The 11869-nt window shown below is 23.6% G+C and carries 3 protein-coding genes; 2 read left to right on the top strand and 1 reads right to left on the bottom strand.

Annotated elements, in window-relative coordinates:
* Positions 1-1597 precede the first annotated feature (1597 nt).
* Together folB and queE are read left to right on the top strand one after the other, a co-directional pair.
* The gene (folB, locus tag GFV14_RS02275) at positions 1598-1957 is read left to right on the top strand and encodes a dihydroneopterin aldolase (protein WP_457914061.1); all 360 of its coding nucleotides are present in this window, start codon (positions 1598-1600) and stop codon (positions 1955-1957) included.
* Between the two features lie 2071 nt (positions 1958-4028).
* Positions 4029-4700: a 7-carboxy-7-deazaguanine synthase QueE gene (queE, locus tag GFV14_RS02280; RefSeq protein ID WP_457914062.1), complete on the top strand. Its 672-nt coding sequence runs from the start codon at positions 4029-4031 to the stop codon at positions 4698-4700.
* Between the two features lie 36 nt (positions 4701-4736).
* Here queE and queD read toward each other — a convergent pair whose 3' ends face one another.
* Positions 4737-5099, bottom strand: coding sequence for a 6-carboxytetrahydropterin synthase QueD (gene queD / locus GFV14_RS02285; protein ID WP_457914063.1), 363 nt, complete (start codon positions 5097-5099; stop codon positions 4737-4739).
* Between the last annotated feature and the right edge of the window lie 6770 nt (positions 5100-11869).

Here is an 11869-nt window from a genome sequence, read left to right on the forward strand (position 1 = left end):
TAGAAATCTTTTAAAAACACTTTCTATTATTCTCTGAATTTTATGCAATACATTTACAAATTCGCATCAAAGTTCATAAAATATGTAGTAAAAACATTTTCCTACAATAGAGAATGATATCTATTGATATAGCTTGTCAGAAAAACAGCAAATTTATAAAATATGAAAGAACATAATTATAATTTCTGATTAATTAGCAATTATACACTTCATATATGACAATCACGTAATAAAATAAACATGAAATAATAAGAAAAATTAAAAAACATTCTTAAGAAATTAAAATCTTCTTATCTAGACACTTAAAAACAAACACTTTAATACTTTGATATATATAAATAATTTCATTACTATTTTAAACTGATGAATGCTTTATCAAAAATATTTAAAATATAAAAAAATTTATATAATTATTAATAATATTACAATGTAAGGGGTAATAACGTGACTTATAAAACTATTATACAATTGAATAATTCTAATAAAAAATTTTTTATGAGACAAAATATCTTAATAAGTATTTAAAGTGCACTTTATGAAATTGTTATTATAGAAGCGAATTTCAAAAGATAAAAGTATTTCTCCAAAATTTTAGCCAAAATATTTTTAAAATCACTATTTTCCTTGAGACATGCACACTATTTTGAAAAATTTTCAGAGTATGAATAGTATGTAGTATTCATAATTACTAAAAATAGAAAATTGTAAGAAAGAGTGAAATGCTACTTTTAGATTATTACTCTTGTATTGATAATCTTTTTATCACAACTCTAGAGAAATTCCTTTATCTAGCATGACAAATTATGTCATAATAAAATTAAGTACAGCGAAGTATTTTGAGTATTTTAAATAAAAATTATAAAAAAAGAATAAAGACTATTTATTTAATTTTTATAATATTAATCTTTTTCTTATTCTTAAATTTTTTAAGAAATTATTTTGTATTTTTTTCATTTTTATTTTATACTACATTTGTTTAATACCAAAATTCCGAATATTACTCTGAGATATTATGCAGATTAAAAAACATAATATTCAGAATATAACTCTGAATAAACAAAAAAATACATGTTAAATCAAGCTATAAATTATTAAACCTTAGTCATCAGTTTAAAAAGATCAGATCTTTTCCCAGAACAAAAACTAAATATTACTTTTCCCTTAAAAGTAACAAACTAAATATATATAAAAAACTAAAATAGCTAAAAATTACAGTAAAATTATGATAATGTCACGTGGTAGGTATACTAAAAAATAAAAATTATTTTGCAATATACTACATTCTTTGCTATGTTAACAGTTCACGCAACACTCATGAACAATATATTTTTTACACTAAATTTAGTAAAACAATTTTGATATGAGTCTGTAAGTTTTACAAAATACAGCGATCTCTGCACGTGACTCTCTATATCAAAAAAATGAAGAAAACTTATTATATTCAAAATCATTGCAATGGTAATTAATTCGTGCCTACGCGTATTGTCTGCATTTAACTTAAACTATTATTAAAAATATATTTATTATGAACTGTATTATTTTGAAAAAATATTTTTACAGTATTCTTACTTCCACATATTAACAAGAAAATAACTTGATGGATATCGTATTTATTAAACAATTGTCAATTACGACTACAATTGGTACATATGACTGGGAACAAAAAATTAAACAAACATTAGTGTTTGATATTGAGATGGGATGGGATATCACTCGCGCATCAATGAGTGATAATATAATGTATTCTCTTGATTATGAGACAGTTAGTCAAGCTCTTATTGTACACGTAAGTAACACTAAATATAATTTAGTTGAACGCGTCGCTGAAGAAGTAGCTCAATTGTTATTAAAGAATTTCAATTGTCCCTGGGTTAAAATTAAAGTTACTAAACCAGGAGCTATTACTCAAGCCTCTCAAGTTGGAGTAATCATCGAAAGAAATTTGAAGGTTTTTTAATTTTCCGATTCTGATAAATCAAATTAAGAAAAGGTAATTTATTGCCTATTTATAAATTTTAAAAACGCTCTCAGCATCCTCGTTGCTCTTACAAGATTTTAGGCTAGTAAAATCTTAATATGCATTTAACTTAAATAGAACAAACCATTTTAAGACAGTTCTACTTCAAACACACGCTTTCTGTGCATACTCATAATATAATACATTCATGTTTACATTTATTATCTAATCTATAAAACAACTTAATCAATTCTATAATAAAATCACTAATTAATAATCTATATTTACTATATATATAAAAGACGTCAATTGAGTAAATTCTCATTATTATTTAAATTACTAAAATATTACTTCATTTATTAATAAGAACCAAACTTTTTTCATAATAAAAAAGTAACTACATATTACAAACTTTTAGTGTTAGGATTTTCCTATGATTGTGTCTTAACGAGACTAAAACAAAGAATATTAATATAAAAAATACTCTAAAGAAAATGTAAAACATTATTTTAGGTAAGATATTCTAAGATTAATTTTTTATATCATTTTTCAAAAATAAGGTGTAATAATAAATTACTAATCTCAGGAAGGCGGTATAATCAGAAACTGCATGAAGAATGCATTGTTTTAATATACTTTAGCATCTCAAGTCATCAAACTTTTCTACCTAAATAGTTGAAAGTTAACTGACTTAAATATTAAAATTTTATAATTAACTTATGAAGTATAACATTTCAGTTGAATCTTTAAAATTTTTTAAATATAAAAAGTAAAAACAATATATGTTATTTAGAAAAAATGCAGAAAACATATATAAAGAAGTTTTAAAAACACCGATTTGACAGAAGTATCGAAATAGCTAAATATTCTAAATTATGAATCGAGTCAAGAGACAAAACTAAAATTAGATATCCTACAGTTTAATATTTTTATCCATCTATTAATTCTAGAGTCGACAATAGAATATTTTTATGCTGCATAATGAATATGTAAATTCATAACTTTTATTATCTCAACAATCGTATCTAGTGTGTAACACACAAAGGCTAAATAATGATATATTCGTTAATATATATTTTATATAAAAATAACTTTTTATAAAACCTACAAACAATTAGTGCATTTTTCTACACCTCATATTGCCTGAACTTAAATATCTCTCATAATATGTCGTTTGATACTATTTTACTCACATTGCAATTTATTATAGAGTTATGATTATATTATTAATAATTTATAAATTAATAATAAACAAAGCATTATTAATGTTTCGAATACTTCTAATGCAGACTTCTAACTATATTTTCTCACCCTTAATCTAGTAAGATGACATTCTTTTTCTAAAAAGTGTAATTTCTGAAAAGTTAAATACGGTAAATTTTCTGTATTCTTAGTAAGAAAATCACAAACGAAGATATGCTATTAACAAGTCATGTTAAAAAATATAAATATAAAAATAACTCATACATATCAATTCGTCAAGAAGACATGAATTTTATATACTGAAAATCAAGATTGAATCTATTGATATATTTTCAATTAATATTATTTTTAAAATTTTACATTACTTATAGAAAATATATAAAATAATTATATTTTAAAAAATCTCAATAGATTTTAAGATGCATAAACATAAGAACCGTTTCAATAAACTATAATATAAACAATAAAAACTGCAATGCTAAAAGTTTTGATTTTAAAATTTAAAATCTATAAAAGAACCGTGTATCATTTACTAATTATTACAGTCATAAAACGAACATCTATAAGCTATTTTTGAGTTGATATTTTGACTATATTTATATAGCCTTGTATGCTAAAATGAACTTACTGGATATAATTGCGATTTTTATAATTTTGTATGATTTCATTCAATTTAAAATGAATAGAATGCTTTAAAGAGCAATGTTTCAGAGATATATCTATAATATATATTCTTCTCATATCTTCAATTATAAGTCTTGCTTATTATAATGATATGCTCGCTTATAAAGTCATTTATATATCCTAGATGAACTTAAAGTATAATAAATATATAATATAAATTAAGCTACTCATACTAGAGAGAGTTATGAAATACCCAATTAATGAAATTTTTCAAACATTGCAAGGGGAAGGTTTTTTCAGTGGTGTTCCCGCTATTTTCATTCGATTACAAGGTTGCCCAGTTCAATGTAGTTGGTGTGACACAAAATACACTTGGGAGAAAAACATTAATAAAAAAACTACTTTAGATGATGTCGTATTAAAAAATTTAAACATGGACACTTGGGCCCTATCAGATATAAATACTCTAACATATTTTTTAAAAACACAAGGTTATATGGCAAAACATATTGTAATTACTGGAGGAGAACCATGTATTTATAATTTAATACCATTAACAAGTGCATTTGAATCCCAAGGATATTACTGTCAGATCGAAACCAGTGGAACTTATCCCATTCAATGCTCTAGTAAAACGTGGGTAACACTATCCCCTAAAATCGGTATGAAAGGAGGGTGTCAGGTATTAACTAAATCAATCAATCGAGCTAACGAAGTTAAACACCCAGTCGCAAGAAAGAGAGATATTGAAGAACTAGACATACTACTTAAAAAACGAACAAAAAAAATACTACCCGTTATTGCATTACAACCTATTAGCCAGAAAAAATCGGCAACTAAGCTTTGTATTGAAACTTGTATTGCGCGAAACTGGAGACTTTCTATTCAAACGCATAAGTATTTAAATATCGCTTAATACACCGTGACCAACACGGTATATCAATAATAATTCTCATTCACCTCTATAGATGCAACCTGTATTACACGTTTCTTTGACCGTTACCGCACTTAATAATGGTAAAAGAGGTTTAGTTTGATACCAAATCCAGCTTGCTAAAACTTCACTTGTTGGGTTTTCAAGGCCATCAATATCATTTAAATAACAATGATCGAGTTGATTTAAAATTGGTTGAAAAGCCCTCTTGATTTCGGAGAAATCCATTAACCAACCAGTAGTTTTATTTACTTCACCTATAAATTCTAAACAAATCATAAAAGAATGGCCATGGAGACGTCCACATTGATGTCCTTCTGGAACAGAAGGTAACTTATGCGCCGCTTCAAAATGAAAATTTTTATAAATTATTGTTTTCATTATTAATTCCTATTAAATTAAAACATAGCATCTTCTAATATAATTTAAATCTAACAATCTTAGTTGATAATATCAGAATGCACTATTTACACTGTAATCTATTAATGATTTCATCAGGTCTGTTAGTATTCGTGATTATAATACTTGCTTATCTCGTTACTTCACAATGTTATATTCTGATAAAATATCTACAATATCGGCGTCTATCTACATTAATAAAACATTATTGTATTTAAAAACAACAGCTCATTACTTTTATAAATTTAATTAAATTGATTTATTTTCTGTATATTTAGAAAATTCTAAACGAACCCTAGACGTTATCATATATAATCAGTATGTACTTCCTTGTGTCAGGATCAAACAATCGCGATGATTTCTGCTTAAAACATTGAGGCACACATCGTTTAACAAAACTGTATTAACAATTTAATTAACTTCACCGAAGTTATCACATGTTTACTAAAAGATATTAAAATGATATTTAATAAAATAATAACACTAGGCGTATATTTTAATAATATCAAAAATAGTTAATGTTCATCATTGTATGCTTAAAATTATATCACAGATAGCACCTGCTAGTACTCATAATACAAACTTAAAAATATTCCATCATTATTGAAAAATCATTACTGTTTCTATATAAATACAAATTAGCTTTCATGGAATCAAATAGTAATTTATTGCATCCACTTAAATATGTCTTATTCTGTTTTTCATAGAATAACTCCTTAAAAATGTAAAAGTTCCTAAATTAATTTTTTATATTTATGCTCATCTCGGAAATTTATATTATTTCTAGTTATACGAATATATTCAAATACATTAACGATCTTTTATTCGCTATTTAACACGTGTTTAACATACACTCAGTCAGTAAACTCATTAATTTTCTTCAATTAATCTTGTAATGAAATGAACATCTTCTTTTGAAAAATTAATAGGTTTATACTGAATTATCATTAATTTTAAAGATACCTTAAATAAAATAAAACAATTAAAAACTCTGCTATTGTATATCACTAAATCTCAACTTTATTAACTATTCTATCCGTTTCTAATAGTAAGAATAAATAAACAATGTTTTAACATATTGAATGTATCAGGCTGTATACTAATGCATACTGTTAACTTAATGATTATTTGTCTATTTTGTATATTAGCATAATAATATTAACACTTAATAAAAAATGCTTCTGATAAAACTAAACAATACACAAGATGAATTATAACTTGTTCAATAAAATCATGTATTAAATAAAGTATTTAAATTAAAAAACTAAAAATTATAATTCTAAATTTAATATTAACTTTTAATACAACAACTAAATTATAGTACATCTAAAATATACACGCCAACAACAAATAAATTTATAAAAGTCTTTGCAATAAAGTGAAGATTCATCTCTGAACTTCATAACTATAAAATCTACACACATATCTTGAGGAAATGTTACTTCGACTATTATGCAACTATTACGATCATGCTCTACGTAAATATTGCGTAAAACTTTAGAAGAGTTAAAAGTGATTTAAAAATTAGAATTATCTCGAATTAGCATATAAATATTTTTATTGTCATTCTATATGTACAGGATTAAAAAATAAAAACTCAAGAGTATAAAAATAAGGAAGATTCCAAAAAAAATTAAGATGTACTGCGTAGAAAATTGATAAGTTAAATTAGCCCTACTGTTTTTCTCAATCAGTTTGTATATTAAAACGTAACAAAAATACACTTAACACTAATGTAATTTTTCTAACAATTAGATACGTTACCATACAACTAGTTGAAAATAGAAATAATAATAGAGAGGACAGAATATTAACTTACTTTATCACAACTCTTATTTATAAAAACTACAAAAAACATAAGTATTGAAGAAATTATGTAAACAACAGAAATCAACTTTATATCTAAGCATATTTTAGCAAATAACTAGTGTTTGACACTATTATCATTTGCCAAATCATAACTAATATTCACAGATCATTGTATTAATAGATTTTAGATACATATGACAGTTTTACTTATGGATAGCTACAGTAGGCTATAACACTCTAATGATTATCATGTAAGCTAAACATTAAAGAAATCTAGATCAGAAATTGATTGATGCTTAATAAAATCTTAATAAAATTAAGAGTAAAAAATTGATTTATAACAATACTTTGAATACTATTAAGCTAAAAGATACAAATGAAATTTTATAGTAATTATATCACAAATATGTACTTAAAACTTAGCTGCAAATACTTCTAAAATATTCCTTGTATTAAAAAATCTAACTATTTAATTTACTTTAAAACCTAATCAGCGATCTATTCAAGATATGTTCAAATAAATATCTACAAAAAATATTACTGCATAAAACATTTACTCTTTAATTAAAGATTAAAAAATTTATATTTATCAATTTATTATTGAATAATATTATCGTAAGAGCTAATCGTCAATAGTTGTATCATGCCAAACTTCGTTGAAGACTTTTTGTGATTTTTTATTTCTTTAGAAAATTATACAATTAAAGATAAACGAGGATCTGAAGACACTTTTAGTTTAAATAATCAGGATCTAGAATTAGTTAAATCAGACTACACTGAATAGTTAAATTTTTGCATTAATCTTGCATCTCTACTACTTTAAACAATTAATGACTTAAGATAAAAATATTAAATATAAAATAATCATTATTAACCTTTTGATTGATATATCATAAAAAATACACTCGGTTTTAGTACTTTTATTTTGAAAAACAATACATACGGAAAGAAAAATAACTCTTACTCAAATACATCTTAAAGACTCATAGGTTAGATTACTGAAGTGCTATGTTTATATACTATCACGCCTGTAAGCAACGTAACAATCATTAAACAAAAAATAGAGCCTTACCTGTAATAATAGGTTTTATTAGTTCAAGAAATCCGTAGGTATTACTTTTTTAATTTTTACTTTTTTAGACCAATTTGGCAGAAGGTCATACTATTATCGACAAATATTTATATTCTCTAATATTCTAATCTAATTAAGACTTGTCGGTATTTTATATATAATTTATTGAATAGATTTATCGTTAATTTCCATTAATTATAGCTTTAAACACCATTATTATATTTCATGAAAATAGCGATTCATTTACTATAAAATAAGAAATGAAACTAAGATTAATGTATGCATTATTGTATAGCCTAAGATGTTTCAAATGTAAATATACTATAAAATATTTTTATTTAATATTATATGTAAGAAATGATCCTTAATGAATATTTTTAAATACTACTCACCTAATAACATTAAATCTTTAATATTTTTATAAAAATTAATATGATAAGTTTCAATTAAAATTTATTTATTTACATTTAAAATATCAATCACATAAGAAAAAGCTCTTTTTTGTTATTTTTATCCCTTATCACACATCTCGATCCGATGCGCACTGTTTGAAAAAAGTGAAACCAATATTATTTGTACCTAAAACTAGCGATAAAATTATGTAAGTAATCACATGATAACAATAATAACTATTATTAATTACATTGATCACTTGTAAATTTAATATTTATTTATTTCTTATAAAAACAAATTAATAATATCAATCTAGATGAATATTATTTTTAAAGAAAAGAATTATTATAAAATAATTATGATAAGTAAAACTTAATCATTTACTATTGTATCTAAATACATCAACATGATTTTCACACTCAGTGAAGTTTAAAAAATATAAAATAAATTATATTTATATTCATGAATGTAATTAAACAATGTTATATTATATTCACTACGATACAAATACCTGTGAAATCATAAAAATCATATTGAAATTACGTATCAAGAAATGCAGGCTTATTAATAATAACATAATAATATAGACTGTATATGAGAAGTAACGATATTAATTTTACACGATAACTTATATGTTCTCCTCTATTATAAATGACTTAAAAATACTTAGAAGAAAAGTTATCATTCGATCTGTTATCCTTAAAATTTTTTAAATTTATTATTCAATGACTTTAATTAATTTATGTTATAAATCTTTAGTAATCTCAATTAAAAATTTTTACAGAAAAATCACTTTTTAGAAATCGCTGTTTATATTCAATAGATGGATAATATTATCCAGAATTTTACATCAATGACATTAAAGTAGACGTCATGGCTAGCACTCTTCAAGTTCATCGTCAAAATACATCCATTCAATATCATAATTGTAGTATCAGAAAGTACTATTAGTGGTGGTTTTATTCGTAATGTGTTGCTACGTCATTAACCATTAAGTTGATTAAAAACCTTAAGTACATTTCTACCCTTGTACACGCTGCTATGGAAATTATATGGATCACACCTATGTTGCAATACTTTCTCTAATTATTTTAATCCTTTATACCATTGACGTAATTGTATTTTCAATTTTTAATACTTAAATCATACTTCGTATAAATGATAATGAAATAATCACGACAATTTCTGGTATTATCGTCCGCGCATTGTAGTAGTATTCTGCGTATATGCTCTCTAATACTCTTCTACTTGTTTTTTAAAAACGACGTCTTACGAAGCCCCGCATCTAATTTTTATTGTAGAACTTTATATCAAAGTGATATATGCCTTAATATTGCAAGAGACTATTGTTATTATTGCATGTGTGACAGATTGAACTGTTCAACTGATTACTATACTTTATCATTTCAATTTATCTACTTCAATAATAAAAGAAAATATATTGTTAATAAACTATGCTTAGTTTATTAATATCAAAATAGATACTATTCAGAATATTTTTAAAAAATATTTTGTATCTTATTAAAATAAGACAACCTTATAATTCGGTATTAATTGAAAATATTTAATTAATTAATTCTGAATATATAGATAGTGTTTAATGGACGATTTTGGTTGAATGTTCTGAAAATAATTGAAACATACGATACTCTGCAATAAAAAACTATAAGTAATCTATATATCACTATGCAAAACTTTTAAAAACCATTAAAATAGAGTGTAACTTTGTTAAAATAGGCGTAAAAATTAATGAGATAAATATTAGTATTAAAATAGTTATAACGCCAACGGCGTATTATGTTTATAAAAAACAAACATCAAATATATAAATACAAATTATACAATAAGAGCTATAAAATAAAAATATGTTTAGAGTAATTATACAGTCCGGTTAATTCTCAATTTATCCTAGATATTTATAATAAAAACACTAAGTATCGGTTACTAAAAAGCGCTTAAATAATTTTTAATTAAGTGTTTATATAACATCACATTATCAAATGTAACATCAAATTAAATAGACAATATCAATGCATGTAAATAAAATATAAGAGATATTTAATGCTACTTTCACGCTAGCTAATGAGTTTTATTACATTTTTGTCGCACAGAAAAACAGTGAATAACTTCTTGCGTACAATGAGCAAGAAAACATCTCCATTCTAACAACTCTATCACTAAATTGATATATCATGTAAACATGATCATAGAACTTATATAGATTTAACAGATTATTAATCTTACATGAAGTGATAGATAAATTAGAGAACAATAATAAAAATTCTTTATATAATTTTGTCCACTAATAATAGCAAGCTGATCAATTTGAATAAACATGTTTGTTATAATATGAAGAAATCTTATTCTTACTAAAAAAGAAAATTTTTTAGAATCATGACTAATTATATATATATTCATATAGTCATAAACTAAAAATATTCGAAAGAAAGTATTATAAATTAATAATGCATACTAATTGATTCAAATATCTTTCTTCACTTTTTAAATAATTTCTTAATTTAATTATACTTAAGAAGCGTACATCAGATAGAAATATCAAATTATAACTTTTTTAATGAAGAAACGTATCTCAATATATCAATTGAGAACAATAAAATTTTTCATTAGAATGTGTTATTACAAAATATAACGTTATTAAAAAGGATATTGAATTATAAGATTTTATTATAACCTTACATAATCTAAGAAATCAAGTATAAAATAAGATAAATAAATAGTATTGTTCAAATAATTAAAGAAAATAATGATGCAGATAACATATATATGTTAATGATACGATAAATAATAAGTGTTATTAATTTTCTGTTTACTTAGTTGAAGTGCATACAAATAATACTTTAAAATCTAAACCGCCAAAATACATAACATAATATTTGAGTCATTGAGTCATATTTTTAATATATGTAATTATACTATTATAAAATAAAACAGTAATTAACTTAAGAATAATATTTACTTTAATTATAATCGCGCATATAGATACGGTGTAGTTTTTGTACTCATACGTATTTTTAAATATTTATACTTCTTTAATTATTTAGTAAGTTCTGACTGAACTCGATCATACCCCCGTGCTCTAGAAATGAAAATTACTTAGATTATTATTTTATATTCGGTGTAACCATTTTCTAAATAAATAATATAAGCAATAATATTGATGAATATTATTTAAATTAAAAATCCTTATTAATCCAATTAAGATTGGTATTCATCACAATTCTCACAAAAAGAATATAAAATACCTTCTAATATATCACAAAAAAAGATTCATATCCCATTATGTAATATTCTTGTTAAGATTCAGATAACTATTACTGACATACATAATAAGTGATAGCATGAGCCAACAAATCATTAACGCACAACAGAGAATACTTTTCTAAAACACTGTATACTTGGTCACAAATAGATATGAATTTAGCTCATAGCTTAATGTATAAGACGTTTATTTTGTAAT

Origin of the sequence: Candidatus Hartigia pinicola (genome assembly GCA_020541205.1) — a bacterium.
Taxonomy (GTDB): domain Bacteria; phylum Pseudomonadota; class Gammaproteobacteria; order Enterobacterales; family Enterobacteriaceae; genus Hartigia; species Hartigia pinicola.

Bases quoted from the DNA above. Each gene is read 5' to 3' on its own strand.
- queE (WP_457914062.1), top strand. From the start codon at position 4,029: ATGAAATACCCAATTAATGAAATTTTTCAAACATTGCAAGGGGAAGGT.
- queD (WP_457914063.1), bottom strand. From the start codon at position 5,099: ATGAAAACAATAATTTATAAAAATTTTCATTTTGAAGCGGCGCATAAG.
- folB (WP_457914061.1), top strand. From the start codon at position 1,598: ATGGATATCGTATTTATTAAACAATTGTCAATTACGACTACAATTGGT.